Origin of the sequence: Rhizobium sp. CFBP 13644 (genome assembly GCF_014842165.1) — a bacterium.
Taxonomy (GTDB): domain Bacteria; phylum Pseudomonadota; class Alphaproteobacteria; order Rhizobiales; family Rhizobiaceae; genus Agrobacterium; species Agrobacterium tumefaciens_C.
The window spans coordinates 1-17987 of the sequence record NZ_JACYVF010000001.1 but is presented as its reverse complement, the minus strand read 5'-3'; the positions used below and the strand labels follow the sequence as shown (position 1 = coordinate 17987).

Below are 17987 nucleotides of genomic sequence, written 5' to 3'. Positions count from 1 at the left end.
GAAATGGTGCATCTATATCGGATGGTTAGCGCCGGTATATTGCATTCATAAGATGCAACGAATGGCTGAATTGCGGCATAAAAACAAGGTCAAAGGAAAATACGTGCGCAACCGCCGTCATCCACAGGCGAAAAGCCCTTGTTTCTTGCCGGAATTAACCCTTTCAGCTAGTCAGGAACTATGGGAAAAAATCTGCTTCCTCCGTCCGGCGGAGACGACGACAATATTATACCTGTTGACCTGAAGGCAGCGCTGGAAGAGCGTTACCTGGCATATGCGCTGTCGACCATCATGCACCGCGCCTTGCCGGACGTTCGCGATGGTTTGAAGCCGGTGCACCGTCGCATCATTCACGCCATGAGCGAAATGGGCATTCGGCCCAATTCCGCGTTCAAGAAATGCGCCCGTATCGTCGGTGACGTGATCGGTAAGTTCCACCCGCACGGCGACCAGTCGGTCTATGACGCGCTGGTGCGTTTGGCGCAGGACTTTTCCCAGCGCTACCCGATTGTCGATGGACAGGGCAATTTCGGCAATATCGATGGCGATGGCGCCGCTGCCTATCGTTACACCGAAGCGCGCATGACCGATGTCGCAGCGCTGCTGCTCGAAGGCATCGAGCAGGACGCCGTCGATTTTCGCCCGACCTATAATGAGGAAGACGAAGAGCCGGTCGTTATGCCCGGCGCGTTTCCCAACCTGCTAGCGAACGGTTCCTCCGGCATCGCCGTGGGCATGGCCACCTCCATTCCGCCGCACAACGCGCATGAGCTCTGCGATGCGGCTCTTCGGCTGATCAAGAACCCGGATGCGACAGTCGAGGATCTGATGTTCGATCCTGCTCATCCGGAAAGAGGCGGCATCGAGGGACCTGACCTGCCGACAGGCGGCGTTATCACCGAGAGCCGTGAAAGCATGATCGAGGCCTACAAGACCGGACGCGGCGGTTTTCGCGTTCGAGCCAAGTGGGAGATCGAGGATCTTGGCCGTGGCGGCTACCAGATCGTCATCACCGAAATTCCCTATCAGGTTCAGAAATCGCGGTTGATCGAAAAGATTGCCGAGCTGCTTCTGGCCCGCCGTCTGCCCCTGCTGGAAGATGTGCGCGATGAATCCGCCGAGGACGTACGGGTCGTTCTGGTACCGAAGAACCGCACCGTCGATGCCACGCTGCTGATGGAATCGCTGTTCCGTCTGTCGGATCTGGAAAACCGCATTCCGCTGAACATGAACGTCCTGTCCATGGGCCGCGTGCCCAAGGTCATGGCGCTCAACGAAGTGCTGAAAGAATGGCTCGACCACCGCCGCGATGTGCTGCTGCGCCGCTCGCGCTTCCGCCTGGCCGCCATCGACCGCCGCCTGGAAATTCTCGGCGGCTTCCTCGTCGCCTATCTCAATATCGATGAGATCATCGCCATCATCCGTGAGGAAGATGAGCCGAAGCCCGTTATGGTGGCGCGCTTCAAGCTGACCGATATTCAGGCCGAAGCCATTCTCAACATGCGCCTGCGCTCCTTGCGCAAGCTGGAAGAATTCGAAATCCGCGCGGAATTCGAAGGCCTGAGCAGCGAGAAGGCTGAAATCGAGTCGCTGCTGGCATCGCCAGAAAAGCAGTGGAAGACGGTTTCGGGTGAAATCGAGGATGTGAAGAAGAAATACGCCAAGGCCACCGCGCTTGGCGCACGCCGTACCGTGTTTGCCATGGCACCGACGGCGGATGTGGATGCCATTCAGCAATCCATGATCGAGAAAGAGCCTGTCACCATCGTCATTTCCCAGAAGGGATGGATCAGGGCGCTGAAGGGCCATATGGCCGATACCTCGGCGCTGACCTTCAAGGAAGGCGACGGCCCGAAGCTGGCTTTCCCGGCGCAGACCACGGACAAGCTGCTGCTGGTAACGACGGGCGGCAAGGCCTACACGCTGGGCGCGGACAAGCTGCCGGGCGGGCGCGGGCATGGCGAGCCGGTTCGTATCATGGTGGATATGGAGAACGATCAGGATATTCTGAGCGCCTTCGTGCATGATCCATCGCGCAAACTGCTGCTGGCCTCCACGGCTGGCAATGGCTTCGTGATTGCGGAAACGGAAATGGTCGCCAATACCCGCAAGGGCAAGCAGATCATGAATGTTGCCATGCCGGATGAGATGAAGATGCTGGTGCCTGTTACTGGTGACCACGTTGCCGTTGTTGGTGAAAACCGCAAGATGCTCACATTCCCGCTCTCGCAAGTGCCGGAAATGTCACGTGGCAAGGGCGTGCGCCTGCAACGCTACAAGGATGGCGGCATTTCCGACATCAAGTGCTTCGCGCTGGCCAGCGGCCTGACATGGGAAGACAGCGCCGGACGCTCCTTCTCCAAAAACGCCGATGAACTGGTAGAATGGATGGCAGACCGCGCCACCGCCGGCCGCCTCGTACCCAAAGGCTTCCCCCGCAGCGGCAAATTCGGAGGGTAAGGGCAGGTCGCTCACGCTCTCGACGTCATCCACCTCACGTCGTCATCCTCGGCCTTGTGCCGAGGATCTAACCACATCTCAACGAGCACAACGCGGCAGACATCCTCTGCTGGAGCAGCCCCACTCACTCCCATAAAAAAGCCCACCGACCGTTGGAGCGAGCCAACAATCAGTGGGCTTGAAAGACCGGCGGAAGAAAACCGCCTATTTCATGGATTAGTCATCCATCTTGTCGTAGTCGAGCTTCGGAGCCGCGCCGAGCGCTTCCTTGGTCGTGTCTACGTAAGCCTTCCATGTGCCATTGTCGTTGTTGATGGCAACAGAGGCAGGGTCCAGAACAACATAGCTCTTGTCGATGCCCAGGAAGCCGCCGACGCTGGCAACCAGACCGATAACAGCCTTGCCATCGCCAATCACGACGTCTTCAATCTCACCGATTTCCTCGTTTTGGGCATTGTAGATGTCCATGCCGTCAAGCTGCGAGGCTGTGAGGTCGGTCTTCTGCACATTGATGAACTTCAAAGGACCGCTCGCCTTGGTGCCCATGGTAATGCCAGGACCCGAAAGCATCGCATCTGCACCAGCAGCCGGTGCCGAAGCAGGAGCCGTCGTCGCCGTCTGCGCAAACGCGACAGACGATGTCAGAACTGCAGCAGCAGCAAGCGCGAAAACCTTGTTTTTCATAGTGTTTCTTCCTTTTCAGTATCGAACATAGTGTTCGGGGGAAGAACGGGCGAGGGTGGTTTTGGTTCCTTTGTACATTCTCTATCAGAAGCCAAGCGCATTTATGTATGGGTCTTCGCTTAAACACGGATAGAGTGAAGCAATTTTTTCGTATTGGGCTTTCAAATAGGGATTTTTCTTAACGGCTAAAAGCTGCAGTATCTTAGGATAATAAATTTTTTGCGGAAAGCTCCTATTCGGGCTTTCGAAATAAGCTTTCTGGCTTTGAGATAGTTTTTTGGTGTTTTGCAAATCTCTCATAAAGTTGACGACGGATTCAGCATCGTCTGCCCTTAATAGTCGGACGAGTCCTAAAAAATCGCTCCAGAGGTTTGTTCCCAGAAAAATAGGTGCCATCCCACCCGCTGCCCTAGAAAGCCAAAAATCCCCTCTAATTTTAACTATATTCTTCTCTAATAAACGTAGACCTGAAGTATGATCTTGAAATTTTCCGCTGAGAAACATTGCGCAATACAGTTGAATGTCACCCGATTTAGATATTTTTGAAATGAATCTCGAAATTCGAAAACTATTCTTATTCGTCTTTGTGATTCTAGCGTGAAGTAGGAGGGAAGATAGCTCTATTATTGAGGCATCATCGACGAACGTGCCATTCGCTGACAGCGTAAGCAGGTGAAATAAAGTCACTTCTGTAATTTCAGAGTGTGCGAGATACCTGAGGGCGGTAGACCTCATTCCAGGGTCATTTTCTACAAGATCTAACAAAACAAAGTCTGGTACTTTTTCGCCTGACTTATGAATAAGACTCAAAATTCGCTTGTGAATTTTGGGACCATTGCCGTCTTTAAGTAGAGAGTCTTTTTTCTTCGGTCCTGCATCCTCAACTGTTATCCATTTTTCATACAGGGGCATGACCTCAGGTTTGTCGCCGCCCTGCAACTCAGATGTAGTAAGTGAGTTCTCCAAAACCGATAAAGTACTGTTTTCTTCTATCCTAAAGTGATGGTAGGCCTCTTCCCGAGACAGAATTTTTGTCTTCGACGAATTCAAACGCAATTGTCTGGACTGAAGAGTTAAGTCTATGTCCCGGATTATTTTTTTTGCCTCCGCGACGGTATCAACACCAACGTCCATGTCGTCCATGAACCGAGCGTAATTCAAGCTCGAGGAATCTTCGCAAATTCGATCGACCTCGTAGAGGAGCGCGTTTGCAAGAACACGTGTAGCGGTTGTTTCTATCTGTGGCATCCCAACCTGAGTTAAAGGCATAAAGTCAGGCGTCCATGTCAATCTATTGAGCAAATAAATAAGTATATCGAGTATTTCCTCGCGAACATCTACGAGAGATGAAATTATATTGCGCAAATGTTGGAAGTTGATGAAATCATAAAAATTTGCGACGTCTGTTACGACGACGTACTTTTTCTCGTCCGCAAATCCGAACACAGCCGTTTGAAACCGCTTCCAACTTGCAAACGATCCATATTCAAAATCGGACTGTTGAAAACCTTTCACAAAATTTCTATCATCCGGTTCAAAAAATGCCGACTTACTCGGCGATTTATTTTTGAGTTCATGATGAAAAGATCTTGAAAGTCGCTCTAAGACAAGTAGATCACGTGGATGAACAATAGTCATCTGTCGGCACAGTCCGCCAGATTTCTCAATTAGGAAACGCTTTGACTGCTTTACTTGATATGTACCAGATTTAATGTCATTTTTAATACCGTCAATCATCTCATCTAAGTTTTGATTTAAATCGCGATACTCGATAGGATCAAAGATAGCTTGTTTTCTTATCTGATACTTTACTCTTTTTTTCCATTCTTCTTGCAGTGCCGAATTCGAGAACACCGATGAGAGGGTTCTCTCAACAAATTTGAATTTTGGAGACTGCAATGTATTCATCCCGATGGCACTTTTTGAGATTATAGTGCCAATGCCAGATGATCTTACAACTATTAGTTTAGTAATACAAATAAAACACGCTTACGCGGTTGTGTGCGTAATTCGCAGTCTATTTTCATTGTGACCTAAAGAGGTGCTAGTGGTGATGCGCACCATGGTGAAACTGATGCGCTACCGCCCCGGCCTTCCAGTCTTCCCCTTCGTCCGTCCCTTGCGCTTCTGCTCGCCCGGGTCCTCATAGCTCCCCACGCCTACCTTGCCGCGCGCGATTGGGCGGGGGTCGTCTTTGGGGTTGGTTGCGCGCTCGGGTTGGCCTTCCAGCAGGGGTGAGAAGCGTTTGCCGTCTTCGGTTTTGGGCTTGGCGGGTGCCGCGCCTTTGACGGGCTTTTCCGTGCGTCCCACCGTCATTTCATCAAGGTTGTTCTTGCGGAACAGGGGTTTGGCGGTGTCTGTGCCGGGGCCCATATCATCGAGGGATGGTTTGGCGAAGAGGGACTTTCCGGTTTGCTCACCAGCTTCTGCCCCATTGGACGTATCTCGCGCAGTTGAGGTGCGGGGGCTCGTGCCTTTCTTGCCTTTGCCACCGCCTTCCAGCGATTTGGCTTCTTCCTTGGCAATCGGGTCGTCCATGGCGGCGAGTTCGGCGGCTTTGAGGCGTTTGATTTCGTCGCGCAGGCGGGCTGCTTTTTCGAAGTCGAGATCGGCGGCGGCGTCGCGCATGGATTTTTCCATCGCGTTGAGGTGCACCTGCAGATTGTTGCCAACCATATGGCCGCCATCGGCAAAGCCCTTGCCGGATGCGCCTGAAATATCGGCGCGCACGTGGTCGCGCTCGTAAACGCTGTCGAGAATATCCGAAATGCGGGCCTTGACGGATTCTGGCGTGATGCCGTGTTCGGTGTTGTAGGCCACCTGCTTCTCGCGGCGGCGGGAGGTTTCTTCCATCGCCCGCTTCATCGAGCCGGTGACCTTATCCGCATAGAGAATGACCTTGCCATCCACGTTACGGGCGGCGCGGCCGATGGTCTGGATCAGCGATGTCTCCGAGCGCAGGAATCCTTCCTTGTCGGCATCCAGAATGGCAACGAAGCCGCATTCGGGAATATCGAGACCTTCGCGCAGCAGGTTGATGCCCACCAGCACGTCAAACGCGCCGAGACGCAGGTCGCGGATGATTTCGATGCGTTCCAGCGTGTCGATATCCGAGTGCATGTAGCGCACGCGAACGCCTTGCTCATGCAGATATTCGGTGAGGTCTTCCGCCATGCGTTTCGTCAGCACGGTGCATAATGTGCGGTAGCCCTTGGCGGCTGTCTCGCGAATTTCGCCCAGCACGTCATCCACCTGGCTTCGGGCGGAGCGCACTTCCACCGGCGGATCGATCAGCCCCGTGGGGCGAATGACCTGTTCGGCAAAGACGCCGCCAGACTGTTCCATTTCCCAATTGCCGGGGGTGGCCGAAACGGCGACCGTCGGCGGGCGCATGGCGTCCCATTCCTCAAACCGCAGCGGACGGTTGTCCATGCAGGAGGGCAGGCGGAAGCCATATTCGGCCAGCGTCGCCTTGCGCCTGAAGTCGCCCCGGTACATGCCGCCAATCTGGCTGACGGAAACGTGGCTCTCATCGATGAACAGCAAGGCGTTGTCAGGGATATATTCGAACAGGGTCGGCGGCGGTTCGCCGGGGCTGCGGCCAGTGAGGTAACGCGAATAGTTCTCGATGCCCGCGCAGGAGCCCGTGGCTTCCAGCATTTCGATATCGTAGCGGGTGCGCTGTTCCAGACGCTGCGCTTCCAGCAGGCGACCGGCCTTTTCCAGCTCGGCAAGGCGGCCTTTCAGCTCTTCCTTTATGGCGCGGATAGCGCCGTTCAGCGTTGGGCGCGGCGTGACATAGTGCGAATTGGCGTAAATCTTCACCGATTGCAGATCGCCGGTCTTATGGCCGGTCAGCGGATCAAACTCGGTGATCGCGTCGATCTCATCTCCGAACATTGAAATGCGCCAGGCGGCATCTTCCAAGTGGGCGGGGAAGATTTCGATGGTATCACCACGCACGCGGAAGGAGCCGCGCTGGAAATCCATGTCCCGGCGCTTGTATTGTTGGGCCACAAGGTCTGCCAGCAGCTGGCGTTGATCCAGCCTATCGCCAATCGCCATCTGGAAGGTCATGGCGGTGTAGGTTTCCACAGAGCCAATACCATAGATACACGAGACCGAGGCGACGATGATGCAATCATCCCGCTCCAGCAGCGAGCGGGTGGCAGAGTGGCGCATGCGGTCGATCTGTTCGTTGATCGAGGATTCCTTTTCGATGAAGGTATCCGAGCGCGGCACATAGGCTTCCGGCTGATAGTAATCGTAATAGGAAACGAAATATTCCACCGCATTATCTGGGAAGAAGTTCTTGAATTCGGAATAAAGCTGCGCCGCCAGCGTCTTGTTGGGCGCGAGAATAACCGCCGGACGCTGCGTGGCCTCGATTACCTTCGCCATGGTGAAGGTCTTGCCCGAGCCGGTCACGCCCAGCAGAACCTGGCTGCGCTCACCGGAATTGATGCCTTCGACAAGATCGGCAATCGCCGTGGGCTGGTCGCCCGCCGGTTCGAAATCCGATGCCATGCGGATGGTGATTCCGCCTTCGGATTTTGCCGGACGGGCAGGGCGGTGCGGCGTCCACATCTTGCCGTCCTTGAACAGCGGATTGCCGCTCTCGATCAGCGCTGAGAGAGCCTCGACAGTGGCCGTCACTGCACCGGTGGCGAGGTTCTCCGCGTCCTCAAGGCTCACATCCATGCCCGCAACCGGGTTAAGGCCAGCGGCGGCGCGGGTCTTCGGATCGTTCGACGCACCGATGGATACGCCCCGCGATGTCTTCTGGGCTGTGGATTTTCCGGCAGCTTTCGGCTTGGCGGCTTCCGCCTCGGCTATGGCCTGTTTGCGCGCCTCGATCTCGATCTTTTTGCGGTGCTTGCCCGCTTTGGATGCGACCTCGCGCTGCGTTTCCACGGAAGACGCCTCAGCCTCCGCTTCCAGCTGCTTCACCCAGTCCGAAACGCTGCCGCTGAGCGGCGCGCCTTCAAACGCGGCTTGTGGCATTTCTGCGAAGCCATCAGAGCGGGAGGTGTTGTCGGAGGGTTTTTTTGGTGATCTGGCCATGCCCGCGAATATGGAGACTGTGCGGTTGAAAGTGAAGAGGCGACGGCAAAAAACAGAGTACAAACAGGAAACATTTCTGTCGCTGGAACCGTATGCGGGGTTCTGCGTTCTTCACGCGGCCAACATATTCAGCCATCAGAACGGCAAAATCCTGTTTTAGAAAGCCGTGCCCTGCGTTAAGCAATACGCCGAAAGACGAGACAAGTTCCCTTTTTCCATCGTTTTCCTCTCCCATTTTTGAAGGTCCATCATGCCTTTTTCAATCACCCCTGCGCACATCTGGCCGGTTGTCATGTTGATTGCGTCCAATGTCTTCATGACATTCGCCTGGTATGGCCACCTCAAGCACAAGGGAAGCCTGTTGTTCATGGCCATCCTGACGAGCTGGGGCATCGCGTTTTTCGAATATTGCCTTGCCGTACCGGCAAACCGCATGGGCTCGGAAGTCTATTCGACGGCACAGCTGAAGACGATGCAGGAAGTCATCACACTCACTGTCTTCGCGCTGTTCTCGGTGTTCTGGCTGAAGGAGAGCCTGACCATCAACCACGTGATCGGCTTTGCCCTGATCGCCTTTGGCGCGTCGTTTCTGTTCAAGTCTTGATGCCAGGTGCTGCACCCATGATAGAGGTGTAGCATCTTAACTTCAGTTGTAGTTTACAGGCGAGATGGCCGGGCTTGTTCCCGGCCTTTCTTGTCTTAAGCCGTGCGGCGCTTGCCGACCGCTTGAACAATGAAGTCCAGCGCCAACATCACCAGCAAGCTTAGCCCCACCAGCGGGAATATGATGCCGCCAATGGCGAGGAGCGCCAGCAGGCCGCGGAGGACCCGCTTGTTCTGAGGCATGGGCGGTATGCCGAGGGAGCCTTGCGGACGCCGCTTCCACCACATGGTGCCGCCGGAGACGGCCAGAAGGATGATGGCGAGGCAGACAATGACGAGAAATATCTGGTTTGCGAGGCCATATTGCTGGCCCATGTGGACGTTGATGCCCCATTCAAGACCTTTGCCGAGCGGGCCGTAATCCGCATAGGTCATGTCGATCAAAGCCTTACCGCTATATTGGTCGAGATGGACGACATGCTGTTTCGACAGGTCATCTGGATAGACCGAGCCGCTGTAGATGCCGGTTGGTTTTGTGGGAAGGGCGACCGCGTAACCGGGAACAAGACCAATGGCGTTGAAGCGGGTAATGGCCTGATCAATGCCTATGGGTTGCAGGGTTGAGCTTTTTTCAAGGGCTACAGTCGGCGCTTCGTGGACATGCTGGCCGTGGTCGTGACCTTCCGAGACTGGGATTTTCGCCTGCTCCAGCGACCACGAAGTTTTGGCGACATCATCGAGACGGTCGTTCGACATGGGGACCTGAACCCGCACACCGGCGGGATATCCGAAATTGTTGCCGTTGGCCCATTCATTGACCTTGGCGCCCCATACGCCAGACCATGGCATGCCGGTAACCGCGAGGAAGACGATGAAAAAGCCAACGAATATGCCGGTCACCGCATGGGTGTCGCGCCAGAACACCCGTTTTTTGGGTGTGCCACGCACGGTTATCACGCCGCCTGTCTGCTTGCGTGGCCACCAGAGATAAATGCCCGTTGCCACAAGAAGGACGGACCAGCCTGCTGATATCTCGATGAAGTAGCGGGTCCACGTGCCGAAATATTTCAGGCTGTGAATGTATCGAACCGTCCACATGACGGTGCCGCGGTCTGGAAGGGAGCCGAGCGCCTCAGCGGTGTAGGTATTGACGTAAACAGCGCGTTTTCCATCTGCCGTGCTGACGGTGATTTCCGTCGATGCGCCGGGATCGGTGGGGGTGGTGTATTTGACCGCAGTGCCCGGAACGAGGCTGAGTGCGGATGCGACGATAGCGGATGGCGCGGCTGGAGCCACGTTTTGCAATGCCTCGATGCGTTTCAAATCCGAATGGATGATGGCGTCGAACTCATCCCTGAACAGATAAAGACTGCCCGTGATGGCAAGGGAAATCATGAAGGGCAAAACGAAAAGGCCAGCATAAAAATGCCAGCGCCACACGGCGCGGTAGAGATTGATAGATGAGGATTGCGCAGCCTGGCGCTCCCCTTCGAAGGAGGTGATGACGGACATGAAATGTCTCCGCAAGACGATGAGGTTTGCGGCTTGATGCGCACCGGCCTGTACCGACGGGCGCATTCGAAGCCGAATTTATGTCTCAAAGGTGCGGAAAAAGGGGTGGGCCGCGCGGTTGCGAGTCCCGGTTTGCTGTCGGCGGCGGACTTGTCACGTCCGGGTAGAAGAAGGCGAGGTCGACGGAGGTGGCGATGCCGCCAGTCAGCTCGATGGGAGAGGCAAGGAGCGCGACAGCAGCAGCGAAGGCCAGGCGGCATAGCGTCCCGCAACAGTCGTTTGCCTGCTTTGCCGGGTTTTGGTTCTGCTTGCCGGTAGCGCCATCGGGCATGTGGGTGGAGCAGATAACGCCATCTGCGCCAATAGACATAGCCGCCATGTTGCCATGGGCGACGCCAGTGGTGAGACCCTGCAACAAAAACAGCAAAAGCGCCAGCATGGCGACCGCGCCAGCCGAGCTTCTATCCTGCATTATCCTGCGCACGAACCCCATGAATCGTGATCTGCCACAGTTTTTCCGCAATGTCACTGCGGCAGAATAGGCCAGATTGTGGGTATCGGCATGGCGATGCTGCGTTACAAATTGTCCATGTCCGGAAAATGCCATGGTTTCGCAACCTTTTTGCCCGGATTGACTGTGATCCTTCCTCCAAACTTCATGTTGGCAGGAGTGGCTGAAATGGCTTCGTTTTCTCCAACGGTGGCGGCGGTACGCTATGGTTACGGGCTCTCGCCAGGGCAAGTGCTGAACCGAAATTCCGACGACCTGCTGGTGCAGCTCGCCGATGCGCCGCTCAGAGATTCCTATTTCCCCATCGGCGGTGCGTTTGCGGCGCGACAGAGATCGTCCGATCTGGCGGACAGGATCATCGCCACAAGTGGCGGTAAAAACGGCGGCGAACTGGATCGCGATGGCCGCAGATTGATCCAGAAACAAGCCGAACAGAGTTTTCAGCGTGACAGCATGGCGCGCGTGATGCAGGCCGTATTCTCTCCCTATGGTTTTCATGAGCGGCTCGCCTCGTTCTGGGTGGATCATTTCTCCGTCAATGCACGCAAGGCGCTGCCAATGCGCCTTATAACCCCGCTCTATGAAGTCGAGGCTATCCGTCCGCATTTGGCTGGCTCATTTGGGGACCTGCTGCAGGCGGCAGTCCTTCATCCCGCCATGCTGATCTATCTGGATCAAAACCGTTCGGCAGGCCCGGAATCGGTTGCTGCTGAGAAAAACAAGCGCGGTCTCAACGAAAACCTCGGACGTGAACTGCTCGAACTTCACACAGTCGGCGCGGGCAGTGGTTATACGCAGGCCGATGTGCGCTCAGCCGCGCTTGTGCTGACAGGAATGACGGTGGATGACCGAAACGAAATGCTGTTTCGGCCTCGCATGGCGCAGCCGGGTCAGATCAAGGTTCTCGGCGTTTCCTATGGCGGGCGCAAGCGCACTGCTGATGACTGTCTCGATATGCTCAACGATCTGGCGGTGCGGCCCGAAACGGCGGTCCACATCTGCCGTAAGCTGGCGGCACACTTCATTGCCGATGAGGCTCCACCGGAAATCGTGGCGGCCATGGTAGATGAATGGAAAGCCAGCAAGGGACATCTGCTCAAAGTCTATGCTGTCATGCTCAATCATCCTCGCGCCTGGGCTGATCCCGGGCGGAAAATGAAGCTGCCCTTTGACTATGTCGTATCCGGGCTGCGGGCATTCGGCATCACTCAGAAGAACTGGCAAGACAAGATGTCACCAAATGGTGATGACGAGGTTGGGCAGGCCGCAGCGCCAGCTGTAACCAGCGATATAAAAGCCATGCTGCCGGGCGGAGACCAGACCGCAATGGAAAAGCCGACCGGGGACATGAACGCGATGGCTGAGCAACCGGCAAAGCCGAAACCCAAGCAAAGCCTAGCGCGCACGCTCACTCTCGCATCCTTGCGGCGCATGGGGCAGCCCGTGTGGCAACCGCCAAGTCCTGCCGGGTTTGAGGAAGGTGTCGCATCCTGGCTCTCTCCCAGTCAGATGAGCGAGCGCATTCTTTGGGCGCGCAAAGCATCAAGTTCACTGGGTGGTGACATTGAGCCTAGAATGTTTCTGGAAGCGGCCATGGGCGAATTGGCGCGTGACGACACCATCCGCGTCGTCAGCCAGGCGCCAAGCCGCGTCAGCGGAATGACGCTCGCTTTATCCTCACCAGAATTCAACAGGAGATAGGATATGGCCTTCTCTCAGGATATGCTGATCAGCCGAAGAAGCTTTCTCGCCACCGCGTGCTGTGCGGCAGCGTTGCCGGTGCTCTCACCCGTCAGCTTCGCGGCCATGCCCGGCGATAATCGCTTTGTGACCATCGTCCTGCGCGGTGCAATGGATGGGCTTGATCTGGTTCAGCCTTATGGCGATGCGGCATTTGCCGGATTTCGGCCAACGCTCGCTCTGACGCCGGATACGGGTCTGATCGATCTCGACGGTCATTTCGGTTTGAACCCGGCAGCGCAACCCTTGATGCCCCTTTGGCAAAACAAGGAGCTTTCCTTCATTCATGCCGTTTCCACCCCCTATCGGGACCAGAGAAGCCACTTCGATGGGCAAGATATTCTGGAGAGCGGTGCCGACCATGTGCATGGCGAGCGCACCGGTTGGCTGAACCGGGCCCTGTCGTCCATTCCGCGTCCCGACGACCGCAAGGCGATCGATATCAATACCTCGATGGAGCTCATTCTCGCCGGGCCAAACGATACAGACGTCTGGGCCTCCACGTCCAATATGACGATGGGGCCTGATGATGTGGCGTTTTTCAAACGGCTCTACGCCAATGATCCGGACTTCAATCGCGTTCTCGCGGAAGCCTTGCGCACCGACATGTCCGCCGAGCAATTGTTTCAGGATGAAAAGCGAGGCGCGGGCATTCGCGATGTCGCCAAGCTGGCGGGTGGCCTGTTGCAGGAAGATTACCGAATCGCCGCATTTTCCGTCGATGGCTGGGATACGCATGCGGGGCAGAAAGGCCAGTTCGCACGCACCGTCAAAGATTTGACCATCGCGCTGACAACGCTGAAAGATGCGCTGGGAGCGGATGTCTGGAAAAAGACCGTCGTGCTAGCGATGACGGAATTCGGGCGCACCGTGCGCGAAAATGGCACGGGCGGAACGGACCACGGCACCGGTGGCGTCGCCATTCTTGCGGGCGGCGGAATCGATGGCGGTCGCGTGTTGGGCAACTGGCCGGGTTTGGGTGAGGGCAGGCTGCTCGATGACCGCGACCTTATGCCAACAGGCGATGTGCGGGAAATCGCGGCAGCCATGCTCTATCGACAGTTCGATGTGAGCAGTGAGGCACTGACCAACGGCATTTTCCCCGGTCTCAGCTTCGACAGGTCGTCGCCTTATCTCAAGGTCTGATGCTTGAATATTTAAACGCGGAAACAAAAGAGGGGCGCGATATGGCTTCGCGCCCCTCGTTGAAAGCCTATTCCTTGACGATGGGCGTTGGCCGCCCCTCGCTATCCATCGCCACCATGATAAATGTGCCAGCGGTTACTTTTTCAAGAATGTCGTATCGCGCGCGCTGCGCCCACGCTTCAACGGTGAGGGTAATGGACGTGCGACCAACGCGGGCGATGGTCGTATAGATCGACAGGGTGTCACCAATCTTTACGGGCAGCTCGAACGCCATCTCCTTGACTGCCGCCGTGACCACGCGACAGCGTGCCCGTTCCGCTGCGCGAATGCCGCTTGCCAAGTCCATCTGAGACATGACCCAACCGCCAAAAATATCGCCGGCAGGGTTCGCATCCGCTGGCATGGCAAGCGTGCGAAGCGTCAGTTCGCCGGTTGGCTTGATCTGTTCTGGCATTGTGGCCCCCGTAAAGACATCTGGATGAAAAGCTAGATTATTTTTTGGCTAGAAACTGACGGCTTGCATAAAGCGCAATGGCGGCGGCATTCGAAACGTTGAGCGATTTGATCTCGCCCGGCATATCGAGGCGCGCGAGCAGAGAAACGGTCTCCCGGGTTTTCTGGCGCAGTCCCTTGCCTTCGGCACCAAGCACAAGCGCGATCTTCTCACCTTGAAACGTTCCCTCAAGCGGCGCGGGGCCTTCCGAATCAAGCCCGATGGAAGTGAAGCCCAGCTTGTGCAGTTCAGCGAGAGCATCGGCCAGATTGGTAATCTGGATATAAGGAATCATTTCGAGCGCGCCAGAGGCTGATTTTGCCAGAACGCCAGACTCGGTCGGGCTGTGGCGCATGGTCGTAATGACGGCGCCTGCATTGAAGGCCACGGCCGAACGCATGATGGCGCCCACATTGTGGGGATCTGTGACCTGATCGAGAACGAGAATCAGCGGGCTGCTCTTCAAAGCGCCAAGCTTTTTGGCGGGCAGGGGCCGGGTTTCCAGCATGACACCCTGGTGGATAGCATCAGGGCCGAGAACCTTGTCGATATCCTGCGGCGAAACCATTTCCACCGGGAAGGGCTGTTCTTCAGCAGATCCGATTTCCAGACGCGCCAGTGCGTTCAGGGTAACGGACAACTTGATGATCTGCCGCTCTTTGTTGGCCAGCGCTGCGCGCACGGTATGCAGGCCATAAAGATGAACCTGATCGGGCGCCAGTTGCGGTGCCTTCCAGTCTTCACCGCCACGCGGTCTGCGCTTTTGAAAAGCGGGCGTTGGAATTTCGCCACGTTCCCTCTTGGCATCGCGGACCTGACGGCGCAGCGTTGCATAATGGGTGTCGCGGGTGGATTTATCGTTGGGATCGTCTTTGCTCATGATGCCTTATATCGTCAGCAATGCGCCAGCACCAGTCCCTCCCAATCCTCTGATTGCCGCCTGGGTCTGCCGTCCACGCATTTGCGCAAGGACTTTGCGTCAATTAGCCGGGCATCTTTCAGCGACACGCGCGGTTAATCCACAGGCCTATGACTCTGTTCGCATTTTTCGCAAATTTTCGTCACACATCGTGTTGACAGACGCGGCGAGGGCAGTCATATACGCGGCCACAGACGACGAAACGGCAACGCGCCGGCCTCGGAAATCTGGTTAAGCTTGGTTGCTTGATCCTCGCAGAATACTGGAGGAATGCCCGAGTGGTTAAAGGGGACGGACTGTAAATCCGTTGGCTCAGCCTACGTTGGTTCAAATCCAACTTCCTCCACCATTCTGCACGGATCGAAACCACCGCCGCGGGTATAGCTCAATGGTAGAGCAGCAGCCTTCCAAGCTGAATACGCGGGTTCGATTCCCGCTACCCGCTCCAACGGTTTTCGATTACCATTCCCAATGCATTTCACTTTGACATTGCTCGTAGAGTTGTCTCCGGCGACCGTCCATTGATTCGGCGCTTTTCAACCAGCGAGCGTCAACCGTGATGCCGCGTTGCTTTATCCGCGAATATTGCAATATCGCGACACTGCCGGGAACAAAATCGTTGCTTCCAGATTGTTGGAAAGAACAGTGATTGCTACCCCAGATGCAAATCACTCAAAGCGGTATAAACAGTGCCCGGGAATAAGAGATGCTCGATAATAACCAGATCCAAAGATATGTCGCTATCAGCAATGGTGGCTTCTACGCCTGGGATGTGTGCTTGAATCTCTTTTGGGCGGATGAAAATTTTGCGAGAATCACGGGCCTGGAGCCAGATGAGCTGAATCAAGGATTGCCCGCCCAGCGGATGCTCGACCTCATCCACGAGGATGACAGGCCGCATGTATCGGAAGGTATTAAGAATTCAGTTCTGTCTGGAGAGCCATTCCAGATGGTGTATCGCGTGCGCCGTGGCGATGGATTTGCGAAAATTACGGAGGTCGGGCGTTGCTATCGCTATATTGACGGCGTAGCGTCTTTGTTCACCGGTGTGGTCTTTGATAGCACGACGCCTGCGCGCTCTGAAGATGCCTCAAACGGCAATATTCCGGTACTGGTCGATTAGAACCAGTCACCCATTTCGGCTGAATGATATGCCAAGGTAGTATTGCGCGAAGATAGCGACGACGGCGAGTGCTGCAAACGCAAAGCCGAATTTAAAGCGGCGAGAGCGCTTTGCACGCCCACCTGACCAGTCATAAGCCATTGTTCAGACAGCCTTTATATTCATTAGTATTGTCGAAACTAATAGCTGTCTAAGCTTGCCCGTGGATTGCGGCAATCATGAAATTGCACAGGCAAAATCTTTGACTTGCGCCCCCTCGTTGGGGTGATTTGCGTTTGTTCTTTTCCGCTGGTTCAGCCGCTCATAAAAAAACCGGAGACCTGAAGGGCTCCGGTTTTAAAGAGGCTGAATGAAACTCAGCTCATGTAGGGCAGTATATAAGGCCAAACTTCTACGAAGCCATGATAGAGCATGTTGGCGGCGACATAGACGATAACAAGAAGGCCGACATAAGAGATCCACCGGTGGCGGTGCAACAGCTTGGCAACATAGTTTGCCGCAAGGCCCATCAGTGCGATGGAGACGACCAGGCCGATGATGAGAACGGTGAGGTGGTCCTGTGCGGCGCCAGCCACAGCAAGCACGTTGTCCAGTGACATGGACACATCGGCAATAACGATCTGTGTGGCGGCCTGGAAGAATGTCTTCTGGCCCTTTGTCAGATCGGCTTCGTCGTTTGTCTCGTCGTCGCCCATATGGACGTTCTGCGAGCGCAGTTCACTCCACATCTTCCAGCAAACCCACGCCAGAAGAACGCCGCCGAAAAGCTGAAGGCCGACAATTGCCAGCAATTGTACGGTGAGGGCGGCAAAGACGATGCGCAGCACCGTCGCTGCAATAATGCCGACTAGAATGGCCTTGCGGCGAAGATGTGCAGGAAGGCCCGCAGCGGCGAGGCCGATGACGATTGCATTATCGCCTGCAAGAACGAGGTCAATGGCGATGACCTGGAGAAATGCCGTAAAACCGGCAGCGGTGAAAATTTCCATAGCGGATCCCGAGTGGAACGGATTGGTGCCGCGGGAGAAACGGCATATAGGCGCTCGTCGAAGTGCCTGCAAAATTGTTGGATGTCGCCTGTCCCCACAGGTCGATTGCCTTGTCAATAGGACACTAAACACATCTTCGTAAAGAGCACTGGCTGGCTCATACATATTGTCGCGCGCGAGCGCGGACGTTGACGGCAGGGATCAGGCACACCATATGCCCCCGATCACGTCGCTTTTGGCAGCGCATTCAGCGCGCTCGCAATTAAGTCTTGCGCATTCGCTTACAAAGCCTTAAACGGCGACACCAAACCGGTTCGCCGGAAAAACTACTTCACGTTCACAGGAAGCAATTCAGATGGCAAAGAGCAAGTTTGAGCGCAACAAGCCGCACGTCAACATTGGCACGATTGGTCACGTTGACCACGGCAAGACGTCGTTGACTGCTGCGATCACGAAGTACTTCGGCGAATACAAGGCGTACGATCAGATCGACGCAGCGCCGGAAGAAAAGGCACGCGGTATCACGATTTCGACGGCTCACGTTGAATATGAGACGCCAAACCGTCACTACGCACACGTTGATTGCCCCGGCCACGCCGACTACGTCAAGAACATGATTACCGGTGCTGCCCAGATGGACGGCGCGATCCTGGTCTGCTCTGCAGCTGACGGCCCAATGCCACAGACCCGCGAGCACATCCTGCTTGCTCGTCAGGTTGGCGTTCCTGCCATCGTTGTGTTCC

General features: G+C 55.7%; 14 protein-coding genes and 2 tRNA genes. 8 read left to right on the top strand and 8 right to left on the bottom strand.

Annotated elements, in window-relative coordinates; all coding sequences use genetic code 11:
- Window positions 1-180: 180 nt before the first annotated feature.
- Entirely contained in the window at window positions 181-2460 is a 2280-nt protein-coding gene (parC, locus tag IFT53_RS00080) for a DNA topoisomerase IV subunit A (protein ID WP_192063800.1), read from the top strand.
- Window positions 2461-2676: 216 nt separating this feature from the next.
- Here parC and IFT53_RS00075 read toward each other — a convergent pair whose 3' ends face one another.
- The 3 genes from IFT53_RS00075 to uvrB form a co-directional block, all read right to left on the bottom strand.
- A complete protein-coding gene (locus IFT53_RS00075; protein WP_192063801.1) occupies window positions 2677-3144 on the bottom strand; it encodes a PRC-barrel domain-containing protein in 468 nt (155 codons plus the stop codon).
- Window positions 3145-3228: 84 nt separating this feature from the next.
- Window positions 3229-5052 carry an RNA-directed DNA polymerase gene (locus IFT53_RS00070; RefSeq protein ID WP_192063802.1) on the bottom strand — a complete coding sequence of 608 codons (1824 nt, stop codon included), beginning with the start codon at window positions 5050-5052 and terminating at the stop codon, window positions 3229-3231.
- Between the two features lie 171 nt (window positions 5053-5223).
- Window positions 5224-8208, bottom strand: coding sequence for an excinuclease ABC subunit UvrB (gene uvrB, locus IFT53_RS00065; RefSeq protein ID WP_192063803.1), 2985 nt, complete (start codon window positions 8206-8208; stop codon window positions 5224-5226).
- A gap of 250 nt (window positions 8209-8458) precedes the next feature.
- On the opposite strand from uvrB, the gene IFT53_RS00060 reads away from it, so the two are divergent.
- The gene (locus IFT53_RS00060) at window positions 8459-8812 is read left to right on the top strand and encodes a DMT family protein (RefSeq protein WP_042618555.1); all 354 of its coding nucleotides are present in this window, start codon (window positions 8459-8461) and stop codon (window positions 8810-8812) included.
- Between the two features lie 95 nt (window positions 8813-8907).
- Here IFT53_RS00060 and IFT53_RS00055 read toward each other — a convergent pair whose 3' ends face one another.
- Window positions 8908-10323 carry a PepSY-associated TM helix domain-containing protein gene (locus IFT53_RS00055; RefSeq protein WP_192063804.1) on the bottom strand — a complete coding sequence of 472 codons (1416 nt, stop codon included), beginning with the start codon at window positions 10321-10323 and terminating at the stop codon, window positions 8908-8910.
- 85 nt (window positions 10324-10408) lie between these two features.
- Window positions 10409-10930, bottom strand: a complete 522-nt coding sequence (locus IFT53_RS00050) for a DUF2946 family protein (protein WP_244656213.1) — start codon at window positions 10928-10930, stop codon at window positions 10409-10411.
- Between the two features lie 72 nt (window positions 10931-11002).
- Between IFT53_RS00050 and IFT53_RS00045 the strand changes: the two genes are divergently transcribed.
- Entirely contained in the window at window positions 11003-12535 is a 1533-nt protein-coding gene (locus tag IFT53_RS00045) for a DUF1800 domain-containing protein (protein ID WP_192063805.1), read from the top strand.
- A gap of 3 nt (window positions 12536-12538) precedes the next feature.
- Window positions 12539-13720, top strand: coding sequence for a DUF1501 domain-containing protein (locus IFT53_RS00040; protein WP_192063806.1), 1182 nt, complete (start codon window positions 12539-12541; stop codon window positions 13718-13720).
- Between the two features lie 67 nt (window positions 13721-13787).
- On the opposite strand, the gene IFT53_RS00035 is transcribed toward IFT53_RS00040, so the two are convergent.
- Window positions 13788-14174: an acyl-CoA thioesterase gene (locus tag IFT53_RS00035; RefSeq protein WP_192063807.1), complete on the bottom strand. Its 387-nt coding sequence runs from the start codon at window positions 14172-14174 to the stop codon at window positions 13788-13790.
- Between the two features lie 37 nt (window positions 14175-14211).
- Complete coding sequence (locus tag IFT53_RS00030) at window positions 14212-15093, bottom strand: TrmH family RNA methyltransferase (RefSeq protein WP_192063808.1); 882 nt, start codon at window positions 15091-15093, stop codon at window positions 14212-14214.
- Between the two features lie 303 nt (window positions 15094-15396).
- Between IFT53_RS00030 and IFT53_RS00025 the strand changes: the two genes are divergently transcribed.
- From IFT53_RS00025 to IFT53_RS00015, 3 genes are all read left to right on the top strand, one after another.
- Window positions 15397-15481, top strand: a tRNA-Tyr gene (locus IFT53_RS00025).
- 25 nt (window positions 15482-15506) lie between these two features.
- Window positions 15507-15580: transfer RNA gene (locus IFT53_RS00020), tRNA-Gly, on the top strand.
- Window positions 15581-15838: 258 nt separating this feature from the next.
- Window positions 15839-16255, top strand: a complete 417-nt coding sequence (locus IFT53_RS00015) for a PAS domain-containing protein (protein ID WP_192063809.1) — start codon at window positions 15839-15841, stop codon at window positions 16253-16255.
- Window positions 16256-16611: 356 nt separating this feature from the next.
- Here IFT53_RS00015 and IFT53_RS00010 read toward each other — a convergent pair whose 3' ends face one another.
- The gene (locus IFT53_RS00010) at window positions 16612-17244 is read right to left on the bottom strand and encodes a TerC family protein (RefSeq protein WP_192063810.1); all 633 of its coding nucleotides are present in this window, start codon (window positions 17242-17244) and stop codon (window positions 16612-16614) included.
- 355 nt (window positions 17245-17599) lie between these two features.
- Here IFT53_RS00010 and IFT53_RS00005 point away from each other — a divergent pair.
- The coding region (locus IFT53_RS00005) for a GTP-binding protein (protein ID WP_192096922.1) at window positions 17600-17987 on the top strand (388 nt) is incomplete at its 3' end.

Excerpts from the sequence above, each read along its gene's own strand:
- IFT53_RS00060 (WP_042618555.1), top strand. The coding sequence starts at position 8,459 with ATGCCTTTTTCAATCACCCCTGCGCACATCTGGCCGGTTGTCATGTTG.
- IFT53_RS00050 (WP_244656213.1), bottom strand. The coding sequence starts at position 10,930 with ATGGCATTTTCCGGACATGGACAATTTGTAACGCAGCATCGCCATGCC.
- IFT53_RS00070 (WP_192063802.1), bottom strand. The coding sequence starts at position 5,052 with ATGAATACATTGCAGTCTCCAAAATTCAAATTTGTTGAGAGAACCCTC.
- IFT53_RS00030 (WP_192063808.1), bottom strand. The coding sequence starts at position 15,093 with ATGAGCAAAGACGATCCCAACGATAAATCCACCCGCGACACCCATTAT.
- IFT53_RS00010 (WP_192063810.1), bottom strand. The coding sequence starts at position 17,244 with ATGGAAATTTTCACCGCTGCCGGTTTTACGGCATTTCTCCAGGTCATC.
- uvrB (WP_192063803.1), bottom strand. The coding sequence starts at position 8,208 with ATGGCCAGATCACCAAAAAAACCCTCCGACAACACCTCCCGCTCTGAT.
- IFT53_RS00015 (WP_192063809.1), top strand. The coding sequence starts at position 15,839 with ATGCTCGATAATAACCAGATCCAAAGATATGTCGCTATCAGCAATGGT.
- parC (WP_192063800.1), top strand. The coding sequence starts at position 181 with ATGGGAAAAAATCTGCTTCCTCCGTCCGGCGGAGACGACGACAATATT.
- IFT53_RS00075 (WP_192063801.1), bottom strand. The coding sequence starts at position 3,144 with ATGAAAAACAAGGTTTTCGCGCTTGCTGCTGCTGCAGTTCTGACATCG.
- IFT53_RS00040 (WP_192063806.1), top strand. The coding sequence starts at position 12,539 with ATGGCCTTCTCTCAGGATATGCTGATCAGCCGAAGAAGCTTTCTCGCC.
- IFT53_RS00055 (WP_192063804.1), bottom strand. The coding sequence starts at position 10,323 with ATGTCCGTCATCACCTCCTTCGAAGGGGAGCGCCAGGCTGCGCAATCC.
- IFT53_RS00045 (WP_192063805.1), top strand. The coding sequence starts at position 11,003 with ATGGCTTCGTTTTCTCCAACGGTGGCGGCGGTACGCTATGGTTACGGG.
- IFT53_RS00035 (WP_192063807.1), bottom strand. The coding sequence starts at position 14,174 with ATGCCAGAACAGATCAAGCCAACCGGCGAACTGACGCTTCGCACGCTT.